General features: G+C 63.2%; 24 protein-coding genes. 11 read left to right on the top strand and 13 right to left on the bottom strand.

Annotated features, from left to right (window positions below):
• Positions 1-2 precede the first annotated feature (2 nt).
• The gene (locus ACQY4Y_RS10935; protein ID WP_428490578.1) at positions 3-833 is read left to right on the top strand and encodes a metal ABC transporter ATP-binding protein; all 831 of its coding nucleotides are present in this window, start codon (positions 3-5) and stop codon (positions 831-833) included.
• Positions 826-1,686: a metal ABC transporter permease gene (locus tag ACQY4Y_RS10930; RefSeq protein WP_428490774.1), complete on the top strand. Its 861-nt coding sequence runs from the start codon at positions 826-828 to the stop codon at positions 1,684-1,686. The genes ACQY4Y_RS10935 and ACQY4Y_RS10930 overlap by 8 nt, the downstream gene beginning before the upstream one ends.
• Here the strand turns inward: ACQY4Y_RS10930 and ACQY4Y_RS10925 are convergent.
• The gene (locus tag ACQY4Y_RS10925; RefSeq protein ID WP_428490577.1) at positions 1,683-2,147 is read right to left on the bottom strand and encodes a transcriptional repressor; all 465 of its coding nucleotides are present in this window, start codon (positions 2,145-2,147) and stop codon (positions 1,683-1,685) included. The two genes, ACQY4Y_RS10930 and ACQY4Y_RS10925, sit on opposite strands and share 4 nt — an antisense overlap.
• 508 nt (positions 2,148-2,655) lie before the next feature.
• On the opposite strand from ACQY4Y_RS10925, the gene ACQY4Y_RS10920 reads away from it, so the two are divergent.
• Positions 2,656-4,101: an NCS1 family nucleobase:cation symporter-1 gene (locus ACQY4Y_RS10920; protein ID WP_428490576.1), complete on the top strand. Its 1,446-nt coding sequence runs from the start codon at positions 2,656-2,658 to the stop codon at positions 4,099-4,101.
• A gap of 65 nt (positions 4,102-4,166) precedes the next feature.
• Here ACQY4Y_RS10920 and ACQY4Y_RS10915 read toward each other — a convergent pair whose 3' ends face one another.
• From ACQY4Y_RS10915 to ACQY4Y_RS10905, 3 genes are all read right to left on the bottom strand, one after another.
• Complete coding sequence (locus ACQY4Y_RS10915; RefSeq protein WP_428490575.1) at positions 4,167-5,552, bottom strand: MFS transporter; 1,386 nt, start codon at positions 5,550-5,552, stop codon at positions 4,167-4,169.
• A 142-nt stretch (positions 5,553-5,694) separates the two neighbouring features.
• Entirely contained in the window at positions 5,695-5,958 is a 264-nt protein-coding gene (locus ACQY4Y_RS10910) for a hypothetical protein (protein ID WP_428490574.1), read from the bottom strand.
• Positions 5,955-6,395 (bottom strand): hypothetical protein, encoded by a 441-nt coding sequence (locus tag ACQY4Y_RS10905; protein ID WP_428490573.1) that lies wholly within the window; start codon positions 6,393-6,395, stop codon positions 5,955-5,957. Before ACQY4Y_RS10905 ends, ACQY4Y_RS10910 begins: the two co-directional genes overlap by 4 nt.
• Before the next feature lie 629 nt (positions 6,396-7,024).
• On the opposite strand from ACQY4Y_RS10905, the gene ACQY4Y_RS10900 reads away from it, so the two are divergent.
• Positions 7,025-7,828: a TIGR03084 family metal-binding protein gene (locus tag ACQY4Y_RS10900; protein ID WP_428490572.1), complete on the top strand. Its 804-nt coding sequence runs from the start codon at positions 7,025-7,027 to the stop codon at positions 7,826-7,828.
• Positions 7,829-7,873: 45 nt separating this feature from the next.
• On the opposite strand, the gene ACQY4Y_RS10895 is transcribed toward ACQY4Y_RS10900, so the two are convergent.
• The 3 genes from ACQY4Y_RS10895 to ACQY4Y_RS10885 all read right to left on the bottom strand — a co-directional run bounded on the left by ACQY4Y_RS10895 (position 7,874) and on the right by ACQY4Y_RS10885 (position 10,531).
• Complete coding sequence (locus ACQY4Y_RS10895; protein WP_428490571.1) at positions 7,874-9,355, bottom strand: catalase; 1,482 nt, start codon at positions 9,353-9,355, stop codon at positions 7,874-7,876.
• 314 nt (positions 9,356-9,669) lie between these two features.
• Complete coding sequence (locus tag ACQY4Y_RS10890) at positions 9,670-10,047, bottom strand: hypothetical protein (protein WP_428490570.1); 378 nt, start codon at positions 10,045-10,047, stop codon at positions 9,670-9,672.
• 13 nt (positions 10,048-10,060) lie between these two features.
• On the bottom strand, positions 10,061-10,531 hold the full coding sequence (locus tag ACQY4Y_RS10885; protein WP_428490569.1) for a DUF899 family protein: 471 nt from the start codon (positions 10,529-10,531) through the stop codon (positions 10,061-10,063).
• On the opposite strand from ACQY4Y_RS10885, the gene ACQY4Y_RS10880 reads away from it, so the two are divergent.
• Both ACQY4Y_RS10880 and ACQY4Y_RS10875 read left to right on the top strand, forming a co-directional pair.
• Entirely contained in the window at positions 10,518-11,864 is a 1,347-nt protein-coding gene (locus ACQY4Y_RS10880) for a hypothetical protein (RefSeq protein ID WP_428490568.1), read from the top strand. The two genes, ACQY4Y_RS10885 and ACQY4Y_RS10880, sit on opposite strands and share 14 nt — an antisense overlap.
• Positions 11,865-11,877: 13 nt before the next feature.
• A complete protein-coding gene (locus ACQY4Y_RS10875; RefSeq protein ID WP_428490567.1) occupies positions 11,878-12,510 on the top strand; it encodes a DUF6923 family protein in 633 nt (210 codons plus the stop codon).
• Positions 12,511-12,666: 156 nt separating this feature from the next.
• Here ACQY4Y_RS10875 and ACQY4Y_RS10870 read toward each other — a convergent pair whose 3' ends face one another.
• A complete protein-coding gene (locus ACQY4Y_RS10870) occupies positions 12,667-13,392 on the bottom strand; it encodes an SDR family oxidoreductase (protein WP_428490566.1) in 726 nt (241 codons plus the stop codon).
• A gap of 49 nt (positions 13,393-13,441) precedes the next feature.
• Positions 13,442-14,335 carry an SDR family oxidoreductase gene (locus ACQY4Y_RS10865; RefSeq protein ID WP_428490565.1) on the bottom strand — a complete coding sequence of 298 codons (894 nt, stop codon included), beginning with the start codon at positions 14,333-14,335 and terminating at the stop codon, positions 13,442-13,444.
• Between the two features lie 91 nt (positions 14,336-14,426).
• Here ACQY4Y_RS10865 and ACQY4Y_RS10860 point away from each other — a divergent pair, with 91 nt between their 5' ends.
• Complete coding sequence (locus ACQY4Y_RS10860) at positions 14,427-15,281, top strand: helix-turn-helix transcriptional regulator (protein WP_428490564.1); 855 nt, start codon at positions 14,427-14,429, stop codon at positions 15,279-15,281.
• A 274-nt stretch (positions 15,282-15,555) separates the two neighbouring features.
• Here ACQY4Y_RS10860 and ACQY4Y_RS10855 read toward each other — a convergent pair whose 3' ends face one another.
• The 3 genes from ACQY4Y_RS10855 to ACQY4Y_RS10845 form a co-directional block, all read right to left on the bottom strand.
• Positions 15,556-17,067: an MDR family MFS transporter gene (locus ACQY4Y_RS10855; protein ID WP_428490563.1), complete on the bottom strand. Its 1,512-nt coding sequence runs from the start codon at positions 17,065-17,067 to the stop codon at positions 15,556-15,558.
• Positions 17,068-17,160: 93 nt separating this feature from the next.
• Complete coding sequence (gene folD / locus ACQY4Y_RS10850; RefSeq protein ID WP_428490562.1) at positions 17,161-18,006, bottom strand: bifunctional methylenetetrahydrofolate dehydrogenase/methenyltetrahydrofolate cyclohydrolase FolD; 846 nt, start codon at positions 18,004-18,006, stop codon at positions 17,161-17,163.
• Positions 18,007-18,136: 130 nt separating this feature from the next.
• Entirely contained in the window at positions 18,137-18,451 is a 315-nt protein-coding gene (locus ACQY4Y_RS10845) for a YggT family protein (RefSeq protein WP_428490561.1), read from the bottom strand.
• 321 nt (positions 18,452-18,772) lie between these two features.
• Between ACQY4Y_RS10845 and ACQY4Y_RS10840 the strand changes: the two genes are divergently transcribed.
• From ACQY4Y_RS10840 to ACQY4Y_RS10825, 4 genes are all read left to right on the top strand, one after another.
• On the top strand, positions 18,773-19,420 hold the full coding sequence (locus tag ACQY4Y_RS10840; protein ID WP_428490560.1) for a TetR/AcrR family transcriptional regulator: 648 nt from the start codon (positions 18,773-18,775) through the stop codon (positions 19,418-19,420).
• A 371-nt stretch (positions 19,421-19,791) separates the two neighbouring features.
• A complete protein-coding gene (gene cysD / locus ACQY4Y_RS10835; RefSeq protein WP_428490559.1) occupies positions 19,792-20,757 on the top strand; it encodes a sulfate adenylyltransferase subunit CysD in 966 nt (321 codons plus the stop codon).
• Positions 20,758-22,647, top strand: coding sequence for a sulfate adenylyltransferase subunit CysN (gene cysN / locus ACQY4Y_RS10830; RefSeq protein WP_428490558.1), 1,890 nt, complete (start codon positions 20,758-20,760; stop codon positions 22,645-22,647).
• A gap of 204 nt (positions 22,648-22,851) precedes the next feature.
• Positions 22,852-24,045, top strand: coding sequence for a sulfotransferase (locus ACQY4Y_RS10825; protein ID WP_428490557.1), 1,194 nt, complete (start codon positions 22,852-22,854; stop codon positions 24,043-24,045).
• Between the two features lie 585 nt (positions 24,046-24,630).
• Here ACQY4Y_RS10825 and ACQY4Y_RS10820 read toward each other — a convergent pair.
• On the bottom strand, positions 24,631-24,879 hold the full coding sequence (locus ACQY4Y_RS10820) for a DUF1127 domain-containing protein (RefSeq protein ID WP_428490556.1): 249 nt from the start codon (positions 24,877-24,879) through the stop codon (positions 24,631-24,633).
• Positions 24,880-25,075 lie beyond the last annotated feature (196 nt).

The raw sequence follows: 25,075 nt of genomic DNA, 5'->3' as shown, positions 1-25,075 counted from the left end.
TGGTGAACGCAATCGAGTTTCATGACGTGCGCCTGGCGCTCGGCGGCCGCATCATCCTGGCCGGCGTCAACCTGAACATCGCCGCGCGCGAGTTCGTCGGTGTCATGGGGCCGAACGGCGCTGGAAAGACGACGCTGATGCGCGCCATCCTCGGACTGGTGCGCCCCAGCCGCGGCACCATCGACGTGCTGGGCCGCCCGGCGGTGCGGGGCAATCCCGCGATCGGCTATATGCCGCAGGTCCGCGGTGCGCTTTCAGGCATGCGGCTGAGCGGTCGGGACTTCGTGGCCCATGTGCTCGACGGCAATCGCCTCGGTCTGCCGATCCCCGGCAAGGCGGGGCGAATCGAGGTCGACAGGGTACTCGATCTGGTGGGCGCGCGCGACCTGGGTGCCCGGCCGCTGGCCGAAACCTCGGGTGGTGAGCGACAACGCCTGCTGCTGGCCCAGGCACTGATTGGCCGGCCTCGGCTGTTGCTGCTGGACGAGCCGCTGATCAGCCTCGATCCGCACCACCAGAGTGGTGTGGTCGCGCTGACCAAATCGCTACAGACCGAGCTCGGGATCGCGGTGTTGTTCAGCGCGCATGAGTTGAACCCGCTGCTGGGCTCGCTCGACCGCGTGCTCTACCTCGGCCACGGTCAGGCGGCGCTTGGCACGGTCGATGAGGTGATCACCGGCCCGGTGCTGTCGCGTCTATACGGGTCCGAGATCGACGTGGTGCACCTCAAGGGCCGGATCTTCGTCATGGCGGGCAGCCAGGATGTGGAACGTGACGAACACCGCCACGATGAGGCTGCCGGCCGTCGAGGGGCGGATGCGCGGCATGCTTGAGTATGATTTCATGCGCAACGCCTTCGCGGCCGCCAGCATCGTCGCGATCGTTTCGGGTTCAGTGGGTTATTTTCTTGTTCTGCGCGGGCAGACTTTCGCCGGTCACGCGCTGGCTCATGTCGGCTTCACCGGCGCCACCGGCGCATTCCTGGTCGGCATGACCCCGCTGTGGGGCCTGGTGCTGATGACCGTCGCCGCCGGTATCGGCATGGGCCTGCTGGGCGAGCGCCTGGCGCAACGCGACGTGGCGATCGGCATCGTGCTGGCGCTTTCGCTTGGTTTCGGTCTGCTGTTCCTGCACTTCTACACCGCCTTCGCGACGCAGGCCACGGCGTTGCTATTTGGCAATGTTCTGGCGGTGGATGTCGGCACGGTCTGGACCCTGCTTGGGCTGGGCATCGTCAGCCTCGCGCTGCTGTCGGTGATTTCCCGACCTTTGTTATTTGCCAGCTTGCAGCCTGAACTGGCCGAGGCGAAGGGAGTTTCGTTGCGGCTCTATTCCGTTCTGTTCCTGGCGGTGGTGGCGCTGGCGACCGCCGAATGCGCGCAGATCGTGGGTGTGCTGCTGGTGTTTACCCTGATGGTCGGTCCCGCCGCCGCGGCACAACGGCTGACCAGCCGAGTCGGCACAGGTGTCGTGCTGTCCGCCGCACTGGCGCTGGTCGAGGCGTGGGCCGGCATTACCCTGGCCTTTTATACCGATTGGCCGAGTAGTTTCTGGATCACCGCGGTCAGTTCCGGGGTCTATCTGGCCACCGCCCTGCCGCGTCGCTCAGGGGCAGGCCACCTGTCGAGGCAATCGATCGAGGCGGTGGAACCACTGGCCAGCGCCGTGACGCCGCCGAAAAGTTAGCTGGAAGCCGGCTGGGCGCAGGCGGCGCAGGTGCCATCGACTTCAACCACCGCCTTGCCGGGGTGAAAACCCTGACGCTCCGCGGCATGCTTTAGCGCCTTGGAGACCGCAATGTCCTCGATCTCGGCGACGCTGCCGCAGCGCCGGCAGATCAGGAACTGCACCGGATGATCGTGGGGAACCGCTTCGTTACAGCCAACAAACGCGTTCAGCCGCTCGACCTTATGGATCAATTTCTGCTCCATCAGGAAATCGAGCGCGCGGTAAACGGTAGGCGGCGCCGCTCCCTTGCGCGTCGCCTTGAGGCGGTCAAGGAGCTGATACGCGGTGGCGGGAGCCTCGGCCAGCAGGACGAGTTCCAGGACGAGCCGGCGCAATTCGGTGAGCTGGACGCCTTGGCCTAGGCAGGTCCGAGCCGCCGCGTCCAGTTGCGCTTCGATGGTGCGCCGTTTCGACTTCATCGATCACCTCGAGCTGACGCATTTTCGGTATGGTATATCATACTGTTCTCGTTTGCCAGCGGGCGCCTTCAGCTGCGCGTTCCTGGGAACGCAAGGGCGACACCAAAGCCGGAAAGCAGCCTCTCGGACCTCAAGCCGATCGGTGGCATCGTGCAGCAGGTGGCCCCGGAGGGATAATCGCGTTTCCGCGGCGGTGCAGGATCTGGACCTCTTGCCCGACAATCACCTGTCGGACCGCCGGTCGGACCTGTTTGGCTAACCGGGAGGCAAATGAACAGCTTCCGGGCAGGCCGGTCCGGGCATCGCCGCACCCACTGACCGCGGGACAAGGCCAAGACTCGTCGGGCGAGAGCCGCGCCGCCGCCTTCTACCGCGGATCCGCCCCAGGTCCCGAACTTCGCGGGTCCCTGGTTCGGCATCTGTGCGGCTGAACGGTCGTCTGCGTTTCCGTCTGACACGGGATGGCACTGATTTTGCACTGCTTTGCGCAGAATGGACGGAGATGAGCATGGCCAGTGCCACAACTTTTGAGGCGCAACCCGATGAACTGTCGGGCTCTGGCCTGGAGCCCGGTCTCTACAACGCGGATCTCGCGCCGGTTCCGCTGGCGCGCCGCGACTGGACCTGGGTCAACATGTCCACCGTCTGGATGGGCATGGTCCACAACGTGGTGGCCTACGAGACCGCTGCTGGTCTGATGGCGCTGGGGATGAATGCCTGGCAGGCGATCGCGGCCACCGCCATTGCGTACTTCGTGCTGTTTTTCGCGATGTGGTTCAACGCTGTTTCCGGCACCCGATATGGCCTGCCGTTCTGTGTGCTGATCCGTTCATCATTCGGCCCGCGAGGCGCTCAGCTTCCGGTCCTGATACGCGGCTTCGTGGCCATCTTCTGGTTTGCCGTTCAAGGCTATGCAGGCAGTCAGGCGATCGACGCCATCCTTGGTACCCTGTGGCATCCTTGGACGACATTCAGCCTGTCCATCCTGGGACTTTCGCTGCACGGGTGGGTGTCGCTCGGGCTGTTCTGGGCACTGCACGGCTGGATCGTCAGCCATGGCGTGCATCGGATCCGCAACTTTGAACTGGTTGCCGGCCCGCTGGTGATTATCGTCGGCGTGATGGCGACGATCTGGGGCCTGCGCGTCGGCCATGGCCTTGGTCCCCTATTCAGCCAGCCGTCGCATCTGTCGGGCAGCCATGGATGGCTGATCTTCGCCACCGGGGTGACCGGCCTGCTTGGCACCTGGTGCACCTTCGCGGTCAATATTCCCGATCTTTCGCGCTTTGTCCGCTCTGAGCGCGACCAGGTGATCGGGCAATTGATCGGTCTGCCGATCACCGCCGTCGTGTTCACACTCATGAGCGTGATCGTGACGTCGGCTACGGTCATCGTCTACGGCAAGCCGATCTGGAACCCGGTCAACCTGCTGCTCGCGATCGGTCATCCCGCGCTCTTGATCTTTGGCGGCATCACGATCGTCATCGCCACCCTGTCAGTGAACGTCGCGGCCAACATCATGCCGGCCTGCTACGACCTGGTAAACCTGTTCCCAAGAAGGCTGAATTTCGCCAGCGCGGGCATGGCGGTGCTGGCGATCGGCCTGCTGTTCTTTCCATGGGTCTGGTTTAAGAACGCCGACAGCATCTTCAAGGTCCTGAGTGCGATCGGCGGCGTACTTGGCCCGGTGACAGGCATCATGCTGGCGGACTACTTTGGCCTGCGTCGTCAGCGCTACGACGTGGCCGACCTCTACCGTTATGACGGCCGTTATGGTGCGTCCGGCGGCTGGAACTACGCCGGGATCATTGCATTCGTGATCGGTGGGTTCGCGGCCCTGAGCGGACTGGTGGTGCCCGCCCTGGCCCCGTTCTACGCATTCTCCTGGTTCATCGGAGTGGCCGTCGGCGCAATCGTCTACCTGGCGCTATCGCGAATGCTGGCGCCCGCGTAAGCGTTCGATGTGACGGGCGCTGCTTGGGCGGTGGGGCTGACCAGACTGTCAGGTAAGTGCGGCGCCTACTCGGCGACGGCGGGAGCTGCCTTCAGGGTGCGATCGATCTCCTCGATCGTGCGGCCCTTGGTTTCGATGCCAAGGAACAGATAGACGGCGCCGGCCAGCACGAACCAGCTCGCCAGATACAGGAAAGCGGGCTGGATCGCGCCGAGCGTGGCCTCGGGTTTCACCACGTTGGAGCTGCCCACGACCAGGGCCAGGCCAAGCGGACCGATGATCTTGCCGATGCCACCGAAGCCGTAGGCGCTGCCCATGCCGGAGGTGCGCAGGTGCGACGGCCAGACCTCGGCGGCATAGGGGCCAACCACGGCGAAGCCGCCATCGGCGAAGAAGAAGGCCACGATCAGCAGCAGCCAGAACGCCGAGACGCCGAACATCAAGTCGCTGTGGTAGAGTCCGGCCAGCGCAATGAACAGTGCGGCACCAAAACCCAATATGCCGCCTGACAGGCGGCGGCCGATCTGCTCGGACAGCCAGGAGAACGCGACGCGCCCGACAATTCCGCCGATGGTCAGGCCGATCATGGCTTTGGACGCCTCGGCCGGCGAGACGTGCAGCACCAGGACGAACAGGGTGGGTGCCCACAGCACCACGCCATAGACCCCGGTCTGGGCGCCCAGATTGCCCAGCCAAGAAACGATCAGGCTGCGCGGATAGCTGAACAGGTCCAGGAAGCGGGTGGGCGTCGACCTGCCTTCCAGCGGCGTCGGGTCGGGCAACGTGTCCGGGTCGACCTCCAGCGCCCAGGCGAGCGATTTCTTGGCCTCGGCGACGCGGCCTTGGCGCAGCAGCCAGCGCGGCGATTCGGGCACCCAAACGCGGATCAGCAGCACCGCCAGCCCGGGAAGCACGCCAATGGCGAACAGGCCGCGCCAGCCGATCTCGGGCGTCAGATAGCCCGCGCACAGGCTGCCGATCATCACCCCGATGGGGATGAAGGCGGTGACCAGGCCGCCGATGAAGCCACGTTTCGATGCAGGCATGAATTCCTGCACCAGCGGCAGGTCCACGCAATACAGGCCGCCCACACCGAAGCCGACGAGAGTGCGGAACAGCATCAAGAATATCCAGCCGTGGTCGGGCGTGAAATAGAGCGCGCCGGTGGCCAGGGAAAAATTCAGGATGGTCAAGTTGAACACCGGCCGGCGGCCGATCTTGTCGGCCATCCAGCCCCAGAACGCGGCGCCCAGGATCGCGCCGATGCCCGACGACAGCAGAACGAGCGCGGATTGCAGGAAGGTCAGCTTCCATGGCCCGACGACGAAGGCGAGCACAAAGCCGATCAGGAAATAATCGAAGAATTCCAGCATGTCGCCGAGCACCGCCGCGGCGACGATGCGCTTCTGATTGCCGGTCAGCGACTGGCGCTGATCCAAGACCTCGAACATCGGTTCCCTCCGACGCCAGGCATGCGAGGCCATGACTTGCTGTCTGGCCATCGGCTGGGCGTTGGCGGGATGCTGTCACATCCGGCGGGGCGGGACCAGGGTGTCGGCAGGGCGGCCGGAATGGCCCAACCGCTGCTTCAGGTCAGCGCTGCTTGAGTAGTCGCACGGCCTCGTCACGCCGCCGATTGCACTCCTTGAGCGCAACCAGGGTCGACCGCAACGCCCGCTCGTTGCGGTTGCCCCAGCCCGATATCGCTTCGATGGTGCGGGGTTTGGCTGGTGTTGGCGGCACGGCTCTACCCTCGGGGCACGACAGCACCTCCCGCGGGATGATTTCTGTCACCGGAGTTTTGACAGGCGCGGCACAGCCGGCCAGCAGCAGCGCAACGGACAACGCCCGGATCATCGGACACCAAGCTTCTGGTGGTTGGCCGATTGGATCGCCGCCAGATCTGCGTGGTCTTGGTAGATCACGTTGCTCAGATCGCCGATCTGCTTGTCGCGGTCTTGCTTGTTGGCTTTCAGCCGCGCCACCCGCGCGTCCAACTGGTGAAGTGCCGCGGTCTGGTCCGGCAAACCGGCGACCTGTCGGCTCAGCTCCTCGAAGCGAACCTTGTTCTCTGCCTGGTTGTCGGAGATCTTCTGAAGCAGTTCGTTGCGTAGCATTGCGACACTGTTTTCAACGGAAACGAGTCGCTGCGCCGTGTTGTCTGTCTTGTAGGAGGCGTTGGTCACGTAGAAGAAGGCCGACACGATAAAGACCGTCAAAGCCTGCAAAATCGAGCCAAGCGATATCTCGGTATTGAAACGTAGGCCGGTTGTTTTCTCGGAGAGCTGGTTCACGTCCTGGGCTTCACAACAGGACGCGCGGAGCTGAAAGTGGTCATCGGATTATCAACCTTATATCGAAGCCGGACCGCTCATTGACGCGGGTGCGCCGAAAGCTGCCGTTTGGTCACAAAGCAAGAGTGCGGTGGTGAGCAATAGGCGCCTGCTACCAGGCAGGCGCTGCGAAATTATCCCGTGTAATGATGAGGCGCGGTGGGCGAAGGTGGCGCCAGCCGCATCCTGATCGGGCACAATTCACCCGTTGATGATGGAACATTAGTCGAACAGAAGATTAATGTCAATGATAATTTTTATAACTGATCAAAACCATCCGGGTCATTGCTTTGGTGGACGCCGGGCTTTGGTGGACGCCGGGCTTTGGTGGACGCCGGGCTTTGGTGGACGCCGGGCTTTGGTGGACGCCGGGCTTTGGTGGACGCCGACGCTCGGTCTGCCTGAACATCGGCTGCGATCGCGGCAGCCCGATCCCGGCAACAACATCAGATATGTGATCGCTCCCATTATCACCGGCGATCGGCTGCGGTTGCCCCCGGCGCGGCTTGGGTTAACTCTTGTTCAAGCGCGTGGCTCTCTCAAGCGCTACGGATGCTCCGCTTGGCGCGGTCATGCCCGAGGAAGATCAGATGCTGCAACAGGTCGCCGATTTCCGCGCCGAGGCGGAGGAACTGTACATGGCACTCGCCACGCTCAAGCAGGCGGATTGGCAGAGACCGACCTTGTTCAAAAGCTGGACGGTCAACGACGTCGTTCAGCATCTGCACGCCAGCGACCTGATGGCGTCGGCCTCGGTCGCCGGAGCCGAACCGTTCGCCCGATTTCGCGATGATGTCCAGACTGCGCGCGACAGCGGGATGTCCCGCCTTGAGGAAACCAGCCAACGGCTGGGTGATTTGACTGCGGAACGCCTGCTGGAGCGCTGGCGCCAGCAGATGGTCGACCTCTGCGACAAGCTGTCGGCGCTGCCCGCGGATACTCGTCTGAAATGGGCCGGGCCGGACATGGGCGTACGGATGTTCGCCACCGCGCGCCAAATGGAGACGTGGGCGCACGGTCAGGCGATCTATGACCTTATGCGAAAGCAGCGCCAGCCAACCGCGCGGCTGCGCAATATCTCCGAACTCGGCGTCAGGACCTATGGTTGGACATTTGCAAATCGCGGCGTCGAAGCACCAGGACCGGTTCCGCATGTGGGCCTGCGCGGACCGTCGGGGGAAGTCTGGGAGTGGAACCCGCCAGCGAGCGAAAGCAGAGTTATCGGAAGCGCACTCGACTTCTGTCAGGTAGTGACGCAAGTCCGAAACGTTGCCGACACTGCCCTTCGGGTAACCGGTGAACCCGCTCGGCTCTGGATGAGCTTGGCGCAGTGCTTCGCCGGTCCGCCTGAGGATCCGCCTGCACCCGGAGCGCGCCTTGGATCCTTTGGTTGATGCGAGATAGGGCACCCTCCGACTGAGGGAGGGCGCCTGCTCGTTTTACTCGGCGGCCATCTTCTGCTGCGCGCCGTTGATGCCTTTTTCAACCGCCGCACCAAAATCCTGGTGCACCTTGTACCAGTGCTTCAGCATTCGCTGCTGGATCTCGTGGCGTTTGGCATCGTCCTCCATGCCCATGTTGGGTTCGGTCATGCTGCCAACGATGCTCGCCACCAAGTGTGCCCGCCCGGTGTCGTCCAGCACCTTCTCCCAGAACATCCGGGGCTGGCCGTAGAGGTCCATGTCGTCGCCGGAGTAGGTGGTGTAGCGGGCGCCGTCGCCATTGATCTTCAGCGGCGGCTCCATCACCGACTTGTCCTCGGCCGGGCCGCCGAACGAATTCGGCTCGTAATCCACCGAACTGCCACCGTTGCTGCCTGTCACCATGGTGCCGTCGCGGTGATAGGTGTGGACCTTGGCACCCTTGGCTTGATTGACCGGGATATGGTCGTAGTTGATGCCGATCCGGTAGCGGTGCGCGTCGGCGTACGACAGGATGCGGTTCTGCAGCACTTTGTCGGGGCTGAAACCGATGCCGGGCACCAGGTTGGATGGCTCGAAGGCGGACTGCTCGACCTCGGCGAAATAGTTTTCGACGTTGCGGTTCAGCTCCATTTCGCCGACCTCGATCAGCGGATAGTCGCCGTGCGGCCAGACCTTGGTCAGGTCGAACGGGTTCCACTTGTAGGTTTCGGCGTCGGTTTCCGGCATCACCTGGATGGCGACCGTCCACTTCGGGAAATCGCCCTTCTTGATCGCGTTGATCAGGTCGCGGGCCGAGTAGTCCGGATCGTCGGCGGTCATCTGGGCGGCGTCGTGATCGACGAAGGTCTTGTTGCCCTGCTTGGTCTTGACGTGGAACTTGACCCAGACCCGTTCGCCGGCCGTGTTCCACAAGCTGTAGGTGTGGCTGCCGTAGCCGTTCATGAACCGAGCCGAAACCGGGGTGCCGCGATCGCTATAGAGGAACATCACCTGGTGGATCGCCTCGGGCGACAGGCCCCAATAGTCCCACCGGCGCCAATGCGGCTTCAGATGGGTGCCGGGCTCGCGCTTCTGGGTGCGGATGAAGTCGCTGAACTTCAGCGGATCACGGATGAAGAAGATCGGCGTGTTGTTGCCGACCAGGTCCCAGTTGCCGTCCTCGGTATAGAACTTCAGCGCGAAGCCGCGCGGGTCGCGCGCGGTGTCGGCCGACCCGTTCTCACCGCCAACGGTGGAGAAGCGGGCGAACATTTCGGTCTTCTTGCCGACCGCGCCGAACACCTTGGCGCAGCTATATTTTGTGATGTCCTTGGTCACCGTGAACGTGCCATGGGCGCCATAGCCCTTGGCGTGGACGACGCGCTCCGGCACTCGCTCGCGGTTGAAGTGCGCCATCTTCTCGATAAGATGATAATCTTGTCCCAACACCGGGCCGCGCGGGCCGGCGGTGAGCGAATGCTGATTGTCCTCAACCGGCCGGCCGAAGGCCGTGGTCATAGTGGGTTTTTGCGGTGCGTCAGCCATTGCTGTGGACCCTCTTCCAATAGGTGATGCGCCCGTCGGGGAGACCGCCAAGCACTACGAGCTTAAAGCTTCGGCCGCGTCGACGGTTGCCTCCACGCCGTGGCCGGATGCCCGGACGACAGGCTGGGTTCTCAGTCCCGAACGCTATTTTGCTAGGCCGGCGCCGAAGTCAATGGCGCCACCTCTGGTTACTCCCGCGCCATGCCAGCCTGCTCTGGTGTGTGTCAGTTGCTGGCCGTTTGGTAAATCGCCCTTGACAGCGTGGCGCCAGGACCTTGCCAACCCGGTTATTTGGTCGCCGTGGGGTTCGGCGTCGCCGCGTCCGGGATGTCGTCACCACGGCAGACCTCGGCCTGTGGCGGCATCCCGCTCGGTGCCGCCAATGCCGGATCAGGACCGCCGCTTCGCCGATGGCGGATCAGCTTCAGCCAGGGCACCGCGTGGAAGGCGCTCATCAAAACATACATTGGGGCCATTCCGCCCAGGAATGCCCCTCGCATAGCTGAGCAGATCATGTCCGGCTGGCCCGAAAGGCCGGTCAATAACGCCATCATCGCAAAGGTCGGCGCGGCTGCCAGGCACAGACAATCGGCCGCGCCAAGATTGCCGGACCTGCCGCTTTCAGCAAGGGCGCCGACAGTTCCAGAGTTGCGGGCGATCGTCATGCCGGATCCACGGTTATACCTCTTGGGAGAGATCAAACCCGGCCAACCAAGGGCCGTATTGTCGTGGCGACGTCACCAGACGCCGGTCTCGTTGCGGCCCCTTGGCGCGCGGTCGAGCCACTAGTATTTCCCCCCACAAACCGTCCATGCCGCGTGAAAAGGCGGAGTATGTGTGGTATATGGCTCCGCTATCGAGCGCGAATGCGCTGACGCCAGGCCTATCCCGCGTGTAGGTGGCCGCGTCGGTCCCAGCCATCGACGCGATCTCGGCGATGGGCCCCGCGCCGTCGCTGAACAGGTCGGCCAGCGTGGTGCTGCCTTGGTCGATCTCGAACCGGTACTCCTCCTCAAGCCGAACCGATAGCAGTTGCTGACGTCGCCGCGCCGGCTCGTCGCTGCGCCGGGTATGCTCCATCTCCTGCTGGAGCAACCCGAGCCGGGCGGCGAGCCATTCGTCGCGTGTGCCGGTCATGTGTCGCGTCATTGATATTCTCCTGCGCCTGCCGCTCTGTTCTCACGACGACGGAGCGGTTGATGGTCTTCAGATTGATAAGGATCGGGTGGCGGACGCTGGGAGTGACAAGTTTGGCGGGATCGCGATGGACCCGATGATCACGGCGGCGGCGCGAGCACTCGCGGCCGGTGACCCCCTCGGCGCATTGAACTGGGTGGCGCTGCGTGATGACGCGCCCGGACTCGCGTTGCGAGGAATTGCGATGGCCCGGCTCGGCGATCTGGCTCGGGCGAAGGCTCTGCTGCGAAGCGCCGCACGGGCGTTCGGCCCAAACCAGCCCGTGGCGCGCGCGCGATGTGTCGTCGCCGAGGCTGAGATCGCGCTCGCATCGCGCGATCTGGGCTGGCCCGCGAAGGCGCTCGACGCCGCGCGGGCGACACTCGAACAGCGAGGCGATCGGGCCAACGCCGCGCATGCAGGCCATCTGGAGGTCCGGCGTCTACTTCTCATCGGGCGCCTCGACGAGGCGGAACGGAAGCTCGCCGTGCTCGATCCCTCGCCGCTCGCGCCCGCTTCGAGGGTTTCCCATGACTTGGTCGTTGCCGGGATCGCCATGCGTCGGCTGCGCACGAAAGTGGCACGCACCGCGCTGGCCCGGGCCGAGCGAGCCGCGCGCCAGGTGGGGATCCCGGCACTGACGGCAGAGGTCGAGAGCGCATCCCGCGTACTGAACACGCCCGCGGCACGCCTGATTGCGCATGGCCAACAGCGCCTTATCCTGCTCGACGAGGTCGAGGCGTTGCTGGCGTCGCCGGCACTTGTGGTTGACGCGTGTCGTCACTTGGTGCGTGACGCCGGTACCGTGGTCCTGCTCCAAACGCGGCCGGTTTTGTTCGCGCTGGTACGCGCGATGGCTGAAGCATGGCCCGCGGACGTGTCCAGGGGCGCGCTCGTTGCACGGGCTTTCCGGGCGAAGCACGCTGATGAATCGCATCGCGCGCGATTGCGCGTCGAAATCGGGCGGCTTCGCCAGCAGCTTCGGGCACTGGCCACGGTAAGCGCGACGAAGCAAGGCTTTGCGCTGGTGCCGCGCCGCGCGAACCCGGTCGTCGTGCTGGCGCGCCCGGTCGAGGATCGGCACGCGGCGCTGCTCGGCTTGCTCGCCGACGGCGAGTCGTGGCCGAGTTCGGCCTTGGCCCTTGCGCTTGGTGCCGGTCAGCGCACCGTGCAGCGGGCACTCGACACGCTGGCCGCCGCCGGCAAAGTGCAATCGTTTGGTGCTGGGCGGGCACGTCGCTGGATGATCCCACCGGTGCCGGGATTCCCGACAACCTTGTTACTCCCCTCATACGCTGGCGAGTGACTAGGACTGAAGAATGAACCGATCAGCCGCCGAAATCCTGCATGAGTATGGCCCCTACCCGGGGATCGATCAGGTGCATGGGGTCACCTACGACGGTCATCAAGTCTGGTTTGCGTCCGGAGACAAGCTAAGCGCCTTCGATCCGGCAAGCGAGAAAGTGGCGCGCTCGATCGATGTCGCGGCGCACGCGGGAACCGCTTTTGACGGCCAGCACCTGTTTCAAATCGCCGAGGATCGCATCCAGAAGATTGATCCGAACACCGGCCGTGTACTCGCCACCATCCCGGCTCCCGGCGGCGGCGGCAATTCCGGGCTGGCGTGGGCCGAAGGGACGCTCTGGGTCGGGCAGTATCGGGACCGCAAGATCCATCAAGTCGATCCGCAGACCGGGGCGATACTTCGCACAATCGAATGCAGCCGCTTCGTGACCGGCATCACCTGGGTCGATGGGGAGCTATGGCACGGCACCTGGGAAGATGACGTGAGCGATCTGCGGCGAGTCGATCCCGCTACAGGAGATGTCCAGGAATGCCTGGAGATGCCGCCCGGAGTGGGCGTTTCGGGGGTCGAATCCGATGGCGGCGGTCGGTTCTTTTGCGGCGGCGGAAGCAGCGGAACAGTGCGAGCTGTTCGCCGCCCCAGGTAGAACTTCGGGTTCGGCATCAAACCCACGATCTGAGGCCGAACGCGAAGAGTTGTTAGCGGTCGGTGCAGCCATTTCGAAACGAACGCGACCCTGAACTGACAGGCATCCGAGTTCCCTTTCCCCCCGGCCCATCGAGCGACTGGCGCAGGTTGTTGTTCACACCAGCCAGCCACCGCCGTCCACCGGAAGGATCTGTCCTGTCACATAGCTATTCAGCATCAAGTAAACATAAGCCGTGGCAGCCTCGGCCGGCGACGCGCCTCGCGGCAACGGCAACCCCGCCACGTAGGCCCGCTGCCTGTCCTGGGGCATTTGCTTGACATGATCGGTAAGAATGAGACCCGGACAAACCGCGTTGATCCGCAGCGGAGCAAGATCGACGGCAAGGCCGCGAACCAGGGACTCGACCGCTCCGCCTATCGCAGTCGCAAGCGGGATGGCTTTAGTGGGGCGATGGGTGAGCATGCCGCTCGTCAGCGTCATCGACCCATCCGGCGCGATTTGTCGGCTAGCGTGTTTGACGGCGGCGAGCGCGCCCCAGAAACGCACCTCGAAGCCTTCGCGCGCCGCGGCGAGATCGAGGTCCCGCGTGGCCCTGAACGCCGTGCCGCCCCAGTCACCCGCGGTAATCGATAGATGATCGAACGCGCCGAGGTTCCGGAAGAAACCCGATACGCTCGCTTCGTCCCGCAGATCGACAGTGCCGCCCGTCGCGCCACCCAAGCGCCCGGCGGCCGCCGCGACATTGGCCGCATTGCTGGACGCGATCACCAGCTCTGCGCCCTGCTCGCGCGCGAGGGCGGCAACCGCGAAGCCGATACCCGAAGCCCCGCCGATCACGACGACACGTTTTCCCGCGAGCGACATCGCCGTGCCATTCATTGTTCATCTCCTTCGAAAATCGCTGCCGCCGTTTCACGCCGACCAAGGGCTACTGAGCGAAATAGGCCGGGTGATCGAAGTCGGCGAGGAGCCCGGGCTGCTGCGGCTTCCAGCCGAGCAGTGACCTGGTCCGCACGCTCGATGTCGGGGCGTCCACGCCTATGAACATCCCGAACCAGCCGAAGTGCTCGAACGCCTCTTCGGGAGACTTCGAGACGACCGGAATGTTCAGGCGGCGGCCAATGACCTCCGCGATCACCTTGACCGGCACGCCTTCTTCGGCGACCGCGTGGAACGGGCCTCCGGCGGCGCCGCGCTCCAGCGCCAGCCGATAGACGCGGGCGGCGTCGAGCCGATGCACGGCCGGCCAGCGGCTGAACCCATTTCCGATATAGGCGGACACGCCCTTCTCGCGCGCGACCTGGACGAGCCTCGGAACGAAGCCGTGATCGCCATGACCATGAACCGACGGGGCGAGCCTGACGGAAGCTGCTCGCACGCCACGTTCCACCAGCGCGGCCGCCGCTGCCTCCGATTTGCGGGGATACGAGGCAGAGTCGAACGGCGGCACATCCTGCTCGGTCGCGGTGCGGCCAGGGGCGAGCAGCGCCACGCCCGACGTCACCAGCAGCGGCCGATCGGAGCCTTCCAGCACCGCGCCGATCGCTTCGATGGCGCGGGCGTCCTCTTCGGAGTTCTCGGCGAACTTTGAGAAGTCGTGGTTGAAGGCGGTGTGGATCACGCCGTCGGATCGGGCGGCGCCGCTCCTGAGGCTGTCCAGGTCATCGAGCGCGCCGCGATGGGCCTCGGCGCCTGCCGCGGCCAGTGCGTCGGCCGACTTGTCCGAGCGGGCAAGGCCCAGCACCTGATGGCCGGCGGCGATCAGGTCGTTCACCACGGCGGAGCCGACCCAGCCGGTGGCTCCAGTCACAAATACACGCATGACCAATCTCCATGTTGCGTCGGAGACAAATCTTTGATCGCGGTTTATCCTGGTAAAGTAGTGACATCATCATGGTATAACGGCTAACAGAATGGGCGAGCACGACATCACCGAGAACCTGCTAGGGACCTATCTGAAGGGTCGCCGCGCGAAGCTCGATCCGGCGGCGCTGGGGTTTTCGGTGGGCCGCCGCCGCACGCCCGGCCTGCGCCGCGAGGAGGTCGCCCAACGCGCCAATATCAGCCCGACCTGGTACACATGGCTTGAGCAAGGACGCGGCGGCGCGGCCTCGGCCGACGTGCTCGACCGGATTGCCCGCGCCATGATGTTGACCAATGTCGAGCGCGAACACCTCTTCCTGCTCGGCCTGGGCCGCCTACCCGAGGTGCACTACCGCAAGGACGAGAGCGTCACGCCGCGGCTGCAACGCGTGCTCGATGCGTTGGAACCGAGCCCGGCGCTGATCAGGACCGCCACCTGGGACGTGGTGGCCTGGAACCGGGCGGCGACCGTGATGCTGACCGATTATGATTCGCTTCCGCCGGGGCAGCGCAATGTTCTGCGTTTCATCTTCCTCGATCCTCGCGTCCGTGCCGCGCAATATGATTGGGAGAGCGTGGCGCGGTTCGTGGTTGGTGCATTCAGGGTGGATGCGGCGCGGGCGGGAGCGGCGGCCGAGGTTCAGCCTCTAGTCGATGAACTCTGCCGTCTGAGCCCCGAGTTCGAGGCGATGTGGCGCGACAACGATGTCCGCAGCCACGGCGAAGGCGTCAAGCACATACGGCACGCGGTTCTCGGCCCGATCGCGTTCGAATATTCAGCGTTTGCCGTGGATGGTCGGCCGGACCTGACCATGGTGGTGTACAATCCAGCGACGCTGGAGGATGCGGAACGGATCAAGTCGCTGGTGGAAGCGCGGCCTGTTTCCCGGCGGGCGCCGTCCTGATCCGAGCCGATATTGATGCGGACGCGACCGACCGGCGCGCATACACAACCGAGCGAACTTTTCTGGCCTACTCTGGCCTCATCCGAGAACCAGATCGCCACCGACGCGGCCGCGGTCCTGCGAAGATGGGTCAGGCGGCACGGGGTGAGCTCAATCGGATCCGGACGCTGCGCCAAGCTCGGCAAAACTGAGGTTATGCAACTCCTCCGCGCTAGCAGGCGCTACACGAATCGATTCATCGAGTGGTCTCCATCGCGAGGAATCCTCATGCGATTTACCTGTCATGATGTGCCGGGCTCAGCCGCGCCGGCAACCGGGTCGCGATCAGCAATGTCAGCACAGCGAAAGCCGTGGCCAGAAGATAAGCATTTTGCAACGACCTGGCCATAACGTCGGTCAAATGCGCAAGCTCCGAGGGCGCCATCGCAAGCCGCACTGGCGCATCAAGAAGACGTTCCACCGCATGCGCGGCGCCAGGGTCCAGGTGCAGCATCGTGGCGTTCAGCACCGCCCCGCATCCGGCGGCCCCGACTGACTGGCCGACAAAGCGCATGAACATCGAGGACGAGGTGGCGGCGCCGCGCTGGCGCCACGGCACCGAGGCCTGGATCGAGACGATGAACACTGTGCTGCAGAACCCCATGCCGATGCCGATCACAAGCGATCCAAATGCCGCCCAGACGGGTCCATCGGCCGGGGTCAGGTTCGCCAAAATCGTGCACCCAACCGACAAAGAGATGCCGCCCAGAACCGCGACAAGGCGATAGCTGGTTCGTATCATGATGCGCCCGGCGGCGAGGCTGGCCATCGCCCAACTCACCGACATTGCGCCCAGCACCAGTCCGCCGACAATCGGGCCGCGGCCCATCGCCCCCTGAACATAGGTCGGCAGGAAGGCGGCGACGCCCATCATCATCGCGCCGGAGGTGAAGTTGCCCAGACTGCCGACGATGATCACCCGGTGGCGCCAAAGATCGAGCGGCAGCATGGGTTCGGGAATGCGACGTTCATGCAGGAACAGCACGACGAAAGCAGCCACGCCGGCCGCGGTCAGCGCACCGAGCGTCAGACCGCCGAGGCTGCCACCTTGCACCATGGCAACCATCAGGCAACTGAATGCAATCAGCAACAACACCGACCCGGCAATGTCGATGCGGTGTTGGCGATGGCGAACGTCCTCGTGCAGAAATGCCGCGATCATCATGATGGCGGCGACGCCGATCGGAACATTGATCCAGAACACCGCACGCCAGCTCATGTGTGCCACCAGGAAACCGCCTAACGATGGTCCAATCACCGCCGATACGCCGAACACCGAGGACACCAGCCCCTGGATGCGGCCGCGTTCCGCAGGCGTATAGATATCGCCCAGGATGGTCGTGGCGATCGGCTGGATGGCACCGGCGCCGCAGCCCTGCAAGGCTCGGAAGCACACCAGTGCGGGCATGTTCCAGGCCGCGCCGCACGCCACGGTGCCGAACAGGAACAGGGTGGTGCCGAAGAAAAAAACCGGCTTGCGGCCATATACGTCAGCAAGCCGGCCGTAGATTGGAATGGTAACGGCCTGGGTCAGCAAGTAAACGGTGAACACCCAGGTGAACAGGCTGAACCCGCCGAGGTCGCCAACGATGGTTGGGATGATGGTGGCGACGATGGTGCTTTCGACCGCGGCCATGAAGGTCGCAATCAGACAGGCCGCGAGAACCAGCCGGCGCCGAGCCTCGTTCGGCCGTTGAGCAAAGCACGGCGGTTGGCGGCCGAGGCCTCCGCCCGCGGTGTCCAGCATTCTTGGTTTCCTCCCGCGCAATCGCGCTTGCCTCGTTTTGTCATTGCCGCCGCGACCTGACAACCCGCAGGCGCAAGGCGAATGTCGGCGTGATCAGGCGATACGTCGACGCAACGCGGCGGTCAGGGTGTTTTCCAGCAGGCACGCCACCGTCATCGGGCCGACTCCGCCGGGAACCGGAGTGATTGCGCCGGCGACCGCGGCGCAGGCCTGGAACGCGACATCGCCGGTCAGGCGACCGTCCGGCATGCGGTTGATGCCGACATCGATCACTGTGCCACCAGGGCGGATCCAATCGGCCTTGACAATCTCCGGCTTGCCAACGGCCGCGATCAATATATCGGCGCGGCGACACTCGGCCGGCAGGTCTCGGGTGCGCGAATGGGCGATGGTCACCGTCGCATCGGCGGCCAGCAGCATCGACGCCAAAGGTCGCCCGACGATCGCCGACCGGCCAAGCACCACGGCTCGGGCGCCGGCGATGTTCACCGCGGCGGCGCGGAGCAGTTTCACCACGCCCAGCGGGGTGCATGGCACCAGGTTAGGGCGGCCTTCGGCGAGGCGGCCGACGTTCATCGGGTGGAAGCCGTCGACATCCTTGGCGGGGTCGATTGCCTCGATCACGGCCGGCGGATCTATCCCGCGCGGCAGCGGCAACTGCACCAGGATGCCGTCGATCGTCGGATCGTCGTTCAATTGCTGGATCGAGTTCAGCAGCTCGGTTTGGCCGGTTTCGGCCGGCAGGCGGATGGTGCGAGTTTCGATGCCGGCCTCCCGCGCGGCGCGGTCCTTGGTCCGGACATAGACGTTGCTGGCGGCATCCTCGCCGACCAATACCACCGCAAGGCCAGGCGCAAATCCTGCGGCGGCCACTCTGGCCGCGACCTCGACACGCAAAGCGGCGGCAACGGTTCGGCCGTCGATCAATCGGGCGATCACGAGGTCTCCAATCGTATAGTCGCCAGAACGGCGGCGCGGGCCTTTGGCAGCGCCTCCTGGCAACTGGCTGGGTGGCACGAACCGGGCCGAACCGTGACGGTCACGTTTGAGTTCCGCGGGCGGTCCGCATTCAAAGCAGGTATTGCATTGCACCGGTGAGGATCGCGGCCTCGACGTTGGCCACGATCATGATCGCACCCTGGACCAGTAGCAGCAGCACCAGCGGGCTCAGATCGATATTGCCGAAATTGGGCAAGATGTTGCGGATTGGCCGCAACGCCGGTTCGGTGATGCGGTAAAGGAAGTCGCCGATGCTCCAGACGATACGGTTGCGGGTGTCGATGACGCCAAACGACGCAAGCGTGCTGAAGATAGCGGCCAGCAGGACGGCCCACCAATATAGATTGAGGACCTCGAGCAGCAGCCAGAAAAGTGGCCGGATCATTTGGCGAAAACTCCCGATTCGGCCGCGAAAACTAGCGACGGCGCCGCTGTTCCGCAACAACACTCGCAGGCGTCCAATCCAGTGTCGGCGCTTGGGCTGAGCCGATGTGATGGAAATCACAGATGGTTCACGGCGGATCGGTATCTTGTGTATCAGCGGCCAACGCTGCCCGCGATTGCCGCGGCCGCTGGATCACCCGTGATCCTAGTCAACCCCGGACCTTAACCTAGCCCGGCCGCTTCGGTGGCCGGGTTTTTTCGTGCTTTGCTGGATCGAGTATGCGACTCATGTAAAACACTTTCACATGAGCAAATCCGGCACATGAGTTGGCCTGGGTCCGGCGAGGGCGGTTCGGGGCGGCGCGGCTATCACCACGGCAACCTGCGCGAAGCCCTGATCGAAGCCGCGCTTGAACTGATCGGCGCCAAGGGTCCGGCCGGCTTCACCATTGCCGAGGCTGCCCGGCTCGCTGGAGTCAGCCCGGCCGCGCCTTATCGCCATTTCCGCGATGCTGACGCGCTGCTCGCCGAGGTGGCGCTGCGCGGCTACGAGCGATTGGCGCAGCGGCTCGCGCAAGCATGGAAAGGCGGACGGCCGGAGCCGGTGCGGGCATTCGAGGCTCTCGGGCGTGCCTACCTGGCGTTCGCAAGCGATGAGCCGGCGTATTATGCGGCGATGTTCGATTCCCGCCTGGCACTGGACGCTCATGCTGGGCTGCAGGCTGCCGCGGACAGGGCATTCGCGGCGCTGCGGGAGGCGGCGGACCAGGTTACGGCAACCCTTCCGAAAGAACGTCGGCCGCCCTCCTTGATGATGGCGCTCCACATCTGGTCGATGGCGCACGGCGTCGCCTCGCTGTTCGTTCGGCAGAGTCCGTCGCGACGCAAGTTACCGATGGCGGCCGAGGATCTGCTTGAGGCGGGGGTTCTCATCTACCTGCAGAGCCTGGGTCTGGCGGGCGGGGAATAGGCGTTCCGAGAATCGGATCACGCAACGCGCGGCGCCCCGGCGAACTTACCTCCTTGGGATAGCGGAAGGTGTTGCCCGGCCGGGTGGAATTAACTACAACCGCCTGACTTCATTGATCGCGAAGCTGAAGCCATATGCCGCATTGGCGCCCGGAGGATATAGTTATCATACTAGAACTACTCAGCTGCCACGATGCGAAGCCGGCGCTTTAGCATTTCCCAGCGTGACAGGTTATCGATCACGGAGCCAACCATAGCGCTGGATGGATTTTCGTTCTGTATCCGGGTCTATCGGCGATCCTCTTCCCGCGACAACGAGTAAATCGCCGAGGTTGATCTCTGCACGAAACGTGACACAGGTGTTCGACAACGATGCATCCTACCAGCCAGGTAACCCCGCCGGAAAACCAACCCTTCGTAACATTGGCAACAAGCTCGATCACGCCCAGCGCGCATCTTCGACGGCTCGAGGAAGAGAGTATCCATATTTTTCGAGAGGTCGCAGCGGAATGCCGCAAACCGGTAATGCTGTACTCGATCGGCAAGGACTCCTCGGTGCTACTGCACCTGGCGCTCAAGGCGTTCTATCCGGCCAAGCCCAACTTCCCTTTGCTGCACGTGGATACAGGATGGAAATTCCGCGAGATGATCGCCCATCGTGACGCGATGGCTGACCGTTATGGATTGCGTCTGATCGTACACACGAACCAGGAAGGCCGGCGGCAGGGCATCAATCCGTTCGATCATGGCGGTTTCTATACGCATACGATGAAGACCGAGGCGCTGAAGCAGGCGCTCACAAGCGGTGGATACGATGCCGCGTTCGGCGGTGCCCGACGTGATGAAGAGAAGTCGCGCGCAAAGGAGCGCATCTTCTCGTTTCGCGATGCGGCGCAAGGCTGGGACCCGAAGAACCAGCGTCCGGAGTTTTGGCGGTTATACAACAGCCGGATAAATGCCAACGAGTCGATCCGGGTGTTTCCGCTGTCTAACTGGACAGAACTTGATATTTGGCAATACATCGCCCAGGAAGACATCCCGATCGTCCCACTGTATTACGCGCAGGATCTCCCGGTCGTTAATCGCGAAGGAGTATGGATCGTTGTGCATGACCAGCGGATGCGTCTCGGACCCGGCGAAACGCCAGAGCTCAAGCGGGTGCGCTTCCGCTCGCTCGGATGCTATCCGCTCTCGGCCGCGGTGGAATCGACGGCATCGAACCTTGCCGAGATCATTGCCGAGATTACCACATCGCGTGTCTCGGAGCGCGGCGGCCGGTTGATCGATCGCGACGATAACGACTCGATGGAGCGGAAAAAGCGAGAGGGATATTTCTGAATGGGAACCGCCATCGAAGACCCTGTTACGGCGACTGACTGGTCGCCCCAAGCAACCGGAGGGTTGCTGCGGTTTATCACCTGCGGCAGTGTCGATGACGGCAAATCCACCCTGATCGGGCGCCTGTTGTACGAAACCGGTTCGATTCCGGAAGATCAACTCGCGACCCTGCAACGCGACAGCCTCAGATTCGGCACCACCGGCGAGGCGGTCGACTATTCGCTGCTGGTGGATGGCCTCGAAGCCGAGCGCGAGCAGGCGATCACGATCGACGTCGCCTACCGCTTCTTCACGACGTCAAAACGACGATTCATCGTCGCGGATACCCCAGGCCATGAACAGTATACCCGCAATATGGCCACGGGTGCATCGACGGCGGACCTGGCGATCGTACTGGTGGATGCGCGTAAAGGGCTGCTTACGCAGACGCGCCGCCATTCTCTCATCGCAAGCCTGATGGGTATTCGTCATGTCGTCCTGGCGGTGAATAAGATTGACCTGGTCGATTTCGACCAGGTCATATTCGAGGAGATCTGTGCCGAGTACAAGACGGCTGTGGAGACGTTCAATTTTCGCAGTCTGGTGGCGATCCCGCTGTCGGCGCGATTTGGCGACAACGTGATCGAATCAAGCCGGCGGATGCCTTGGTATCATGGTCCGAACCTGCTGCAGCGGCTCGAGGGCGTTGAACTGGGCGAGGCCGTCTGCGGCCCGTTTCGCATGCCTGTACAATTGGTCAGTCGGCCAAACTCAAGCTTTCGCGGCTATGCGGGCACCGTCGCCTGTGGCCGGATCAGGCCCGGCGACAAAGTGGCTGTCGCTGCCTCCGGGCGGCAAACTCAGGTCACCCAGATCATCACCGCGGACGGGGCGCTGCTCGAGGCGCATCCCGGAAACGCGGTAACCCTCGTCCTGGCCGATGACCTGGACGTGTCGCGTGGCGATGTACTGGCAGCGAGCGACGCCCCGGTCGGCGTGGCCGATCAGTTCCAGGCCCACATGATCTGGCTGAGCGAGACATCGTTGCAGAGCGGCCGAACATATCTGTTCAAGCTCGCGGCCCGCACCGTCAGCGGCAGCATCACCCGCATTCGCCATCGAATGGATCTGAACACCCTCGGGCAGATGCAAGCCGACGAACTGGCGTTGAACGAGGTCGGCGTGGTCAATCTGAGTTTCGCCACCGCGGTGGCGTTCGAGAGTTACACCGAAAGCCGCGACCTCGGCGGCTTCATCGTCATCGATCGTCAGAGCAACGCTACGATCGGCGTCGGCATGATCGATTTCGCTCTGCGGCGCGCCACGAATATTCGCTGGCAGGAGTTGGACGTCGACCGCGCCGCGCGGGCCGCGCTAAAGGGCCAGAAGCCGGCAGTGCTCTGGTTCACCGGGCTGTCCGGGGCGGGTAAATCAACCATCGCCAACCTGCTTGAACGCAAGTTGCACAACGAGGGGCGGCACACCTATGTGCTGGACGGCGACAACGTACGCCATGGGCTGAACCGCGATCTCGGCTTCACCGAGGCGGACCGGGTAGAGAATATCCGCCGTGTCGGCGAGGTCGCGGCGTTGATGGCGGATGCCGGCTTGTTGGTCATCGTATCGTTCATCTCGCCCTATCAGGCCGATCGCGACGCGGCACGAGAAAAGCTACCGGCGGGGGAGTTCCTGGAAGTATTCATCGATACGCCGATCGAGGAGTGTCGACTCCGCGATCCAAAGGGTTTGTATAGCAAGGCCGATGCCGGGCTGATCCAGAACTTCACCGGAGTCAATGCGCCGTATGAGGCGCCGGCTGTCCCCGACATTCATGTCAGGGCATCTGTGGGCACGGTCGAGGAGTCGGTCGACCAGGTGTTGCAGGAGTTGCGGCTTCGGGCCCTGTGCTGAGCATTGCCTTTTCGGCCAGGGCCGACCGCGGGCGTGCTGTATCGGCGCAAGTTCAGCCCATGTTGTTGCGCCCGCGCCGCCAAGTCGGTTACGCTGGAAACTATGGCAATGACAGCGCAACCGTCGACATCGCTGAGGAAAGGTCACAGCTCTTGGATATTTTTCTTGCGCTTTGTTAAATACTGATCAGTGGAACGAGAACAGATGGACTATGTCGGTTACGTTGACGAGGTTACCCGGTTCCGCGTCGCTGGCTGGGTCGCTGACCGCGACGACTGGAACAAATCGTTACGGGTCGATATTATAGTCGGCGGCCGGGGTCGTGACGTCGTCAACGCCGACATCTTCAGGGCAAAGCTTGATGAACTCGCTCCTGAAGCGACGGGTCGATATGCTTTCAACGTCCATTTTCCAAACCCGCTATCAATGTATGAGCAACAGGAGGTCTTGGTTCGAGTCACCGGATCAAGCTTCTATCTGACCCAGGATCAACCGGCGATCGATGCGATCATGCCAGATCCTGCCGTTTCCGTCCTGCGTCCGATCGCGCCGGTGTTGCTGACTACGATGGGACGCACCGGTTCGACGGCGGTGATGGCTAGTTTGGCACAGCACCCAAACATCGTGGTGGCCGGAACACGACCGTTCGAGATCGAATTAGGGTGTTATTATGCCTATGCCCTGAGAACCCATGTCGCCAATGCCGACCACGAGAAATCGTTGGCCACGGACATGATAACGGCGGGAGAAAACAATTATCAAATCGGCTTCAACCCGTATTTTCGCAAAGGCCATGGTCAGGTGTTCAAGAACCCGACGGTTCTCGACCACTTCATGACGAATCGCCTTCCGGCACGGCTGGCAAACGCGTTTCGCGAGATCATTCTTGATTATTATGAGGAGGTTGCTCGCGATCAGGCGATGGACTATCCGATTTTCTTTGCTGAAAAGACCCTTCCGGAACGAGATTCCAGGCTCGGAATTCGCTACATGTTCCCCAAAACCAAAGAGGTTTTGCTGGTTCGCGATTTGCGTGATGTCGTCTGTTCCGCCCGCTCCTCGAACGGTTCGGCGTTCGATCGAGTGATGGAGGCCACCAAAAGCGCGGCGAGAAATCTGCAAATCATCGATGCGGCAAAGGATCGCAGCGTGATGCTGCTTAAGTACGAGGATTTCGTGCTGGACAACGCTAGCACCGTCAGCAGGCTTTTCGGGTTTCTCGGGCTGGCGCCGATCGTTTCTGATCAGGACGGGATGACCGCGTTGTTCGCGACTCACGCCACCAGCGCCACGCCGGCTGCCTCGATCGGCCGCTGGAAAAAAGACCTGACGGCCGAACAACGTAATAGATGTGAAGTGTTCAACCCCTTCTTAGACCAGTTCGGATACGAGATTTAAGCTGGAGCCTTCGGCCTGGGCCGGTCAGCGTCGGCATGGCTAACGTCGGAATAGACGCGTCGACCGCGCTCGGGGTGTTCGTCACCACGGGATGGCTTGCCGCCAGCCTATGAGCGCAGGTTCGCGATGCGGTCCAGAAGAAGGTGGTTGAACGAGGGATCGAACTTTTTCTTCCTGGCGCAGGTCGATGCGCCGCCGTCGGCTGAAGAAGCTGGTTAAGTGGCCGCAGGAAATGCGCGCCAGCAGACGCTGACCCGGGGCCCAGCTGCTGATGAAGCTGGGGGTTCCAGGAAGCAGGCCGGGGCGGAAATTCGGCGGGTCATTCAGCAGGGTTGCCGCGAAACGACCAGGCGACCGAAGAGAAGTTTAGTCCGGCCAACCGCCACCCAGGATCTCCAGGAGAGTGGTCCCGCTATATCGACCTTGCGACACCCTGGTGCAGAAAACCCGCCGTCTGCACAGTTGCCGGCGGGTCGCGAAAGTCGAACCAACCGGTTGGTTTTATTCTGGACAAATAACGGCCGAGCGAACTACGATTTATATACGGAAGAATTGGCCCGCGCAGCCGTTAATTCGCCACCGATGCTACCGATCCCTACGGAAAGTCCCCTGCCCGATCGACAAGATATCAGCACGGCTCAGTCCAACATCCCAAAGCTCGCGGTCGCTGAAGCTATGCAATGAGTCCGCCGCCCGGCGGCGTTCGCGCCGGTCCGAGAGGTAAGCGGCCAGACGCCGCAGCCGTTGCGTAAAACTGGAGATCGACGTGCCGGCATCGCCGGCGAACTTTCGCTGGCTGCCGGAGCTGATCGAAATGTTGCTGTACAGGTTCATTATCCACGTTCCTTCGGAGCTGCCGGGGTCAGGCCGGACAGGAGGCGAAGGACGCTCTTCCCTAACAATGCAAAGCATACTCTAACGTGGGCGCGATAAACCAACCATTCTGCCTGATTGTTATGCAACTATGACGACCCAGCCATGCGGTCGGATAGCGTGACATTTGTATACACTTGTGTTGGCGCGTGGCTCG

Source organism: Rhodopila sp. (assembly GCF_965277165.1).
In the GTDB taxonomy this organism is placed as follows: Bacteria; Pseudomonadota; Alphaproteobacteria; order Acetobacterales; family Acetobacteraceae; genus Rhodopila.
The sequence above is the reverse complement of the archived record's forward strand: the minus strand, read 5'-3'. Positions and strand labels throughout refer to the sequence as shown.

Coding starts and splice junctions, on each gene's coding strand:
- ACQY4Y_RS10930 (WP_428490774.1), top strand. CDS start 826: ATGCTTGAGTATGATTTCATGCGCAACGCCTTCGCGGCCGCCAGCATC.
- ACQY4Y_RS10925 (WP_428490577.1), bottom strand. CDS start 2,147: ATGAAGTCGAAACGGCGCACCATCGAAGCGCAACTGGACGCGGCGGCT.
- ACQY4Y_RS10920 (WP_428490576.1), top strand. CDS start 2,656: ATGGCCAGTGCCACAACTTTTGAGGCGCAACCCGATGAACTGTCGGGC.
- ACQY4Y_RS10915 (WP_428490575.1), bottom strand. CDS start 5,552: ATGTTCGAGGTCTTGGATCAGCGCCAGTCGCTGACCGGCAATCAGAAG.
- ACQY4Y_RS10910 (WP_428490574.1), bottom strand. CDS start 5,958: ATGATCCGGGCGTTGTCCGTTGCGCTGCTGCTGGCCGGCTGTGCCGCG.
- ACQY4Y_RS10900 (WP_428490572.1), top strand. CDS start 7,025: ATGCTGCAACAGGTCGCCGATTTCCGCGCCGAGGCGGAGGAACTGTAC.
- ACQY4Y_RS10895 (WP_428490571.1), bottom strand. CDS start 9,355: ATGACCACGGCCTTCGGCCGGCCGGTTGAGGACAATCAGCATTCGCTC.
- ACQY4Y_RS10890 (WP_428490570.1), bottom strand. CDS start 10,047: ATGACGATCGCCCGCAACTCTGGAACTGTCGGCGCCCTTGCTGAAAGC.
- ACQY4Y_RS10880 (WP_428490568.1), top strand. CDS start 10,518: ATGTGTCGCGTCATTGATATTCTCCTGCGCCTGCCGCTCTGTTCTCAC.
- ACQY4Y_RS10885 (WP_428490569.1), bottom strand. CDS start 10,531: ATGACGCGACACATGACCGGCACACGCGACGAATGGCTCGCCGCCCGG.
- ACQY4Y_RS10875 (WP_428490567.1), top strand. CDS start 11,878: ATGAACCGATCAGCCGCCGAAATCCTGCATGAGTATGGCCCCTACCCG.
- ACQY4Y_RS10870 (WP_428490566.1), bottom strand. CDS start 13,392: ATGAATGGCACGGCGATGTCGCTCGCGGGAAAACGTGTCGTCGTGATC.
- ACQY4Y_RS10865 (WP_428490565.1), bottom strand. CDS start 14,335: ATGCGTGTATTTGTGACTGGAGCCACCGGCTGGGTCGGCTCCGCCGTG.
- ACQY4Y_RS10860 (WP_428490564.1), top strand. CDS start 14,427: ATGGGCGAGCACGACATCACCGAGAACCTGCTAGGGACCTATCTGAAG.
- ACQY4Y_RS10855 (WP_428490563.1), bottom strand. CDS start 17,067: ATGCTGGACACCGCGGGCGGAGGCCTCGGCCGCCAACCGCCGTGCTTT.
- ACQY4Y_RS10845 (WP_428490561.1), bottom strand. CDS start 18,451: ATGATCCGGCCACTTTTCTGGCTGCTGCTCGAGGTCCTCAATCTATAT.
- ACQY4Y_RS10840 (WP_428490560.1), top strand. CDS start 18,773: ATGAGTTGGCCTGGGTCCGGCGAGGGCGGTTCGGGGCGGCGCGGCTAT.
- cysD (WP_428490559.1), top strand. CDS start 19,792: ATGCATCCTACCAGCCAGGTAACCCCGCCGGAAAACCAACCCTTCGTA.
- cysN (WP_428490558.1), top strand. CDS start 20,758: ATGGGAACCGCCATCGAAGACCCTGTTACGGCGACTGACTGGTCGCCC.
- ACQY4Y_RS10825 (WP_428490557.1), top strand. CDS start 22,852: ATGGACTATGTCGGTTACGTTGACGAGGTTACCCGGTTCCGCGTCGCT.
- ACQY4Y_RS10820 (WP_428490556.1), bottom strand. CDS start 24,879: ATGAACCTGTACAGCAACATTTCGATCAGCTCCGGCAGCCAGCGAAAG.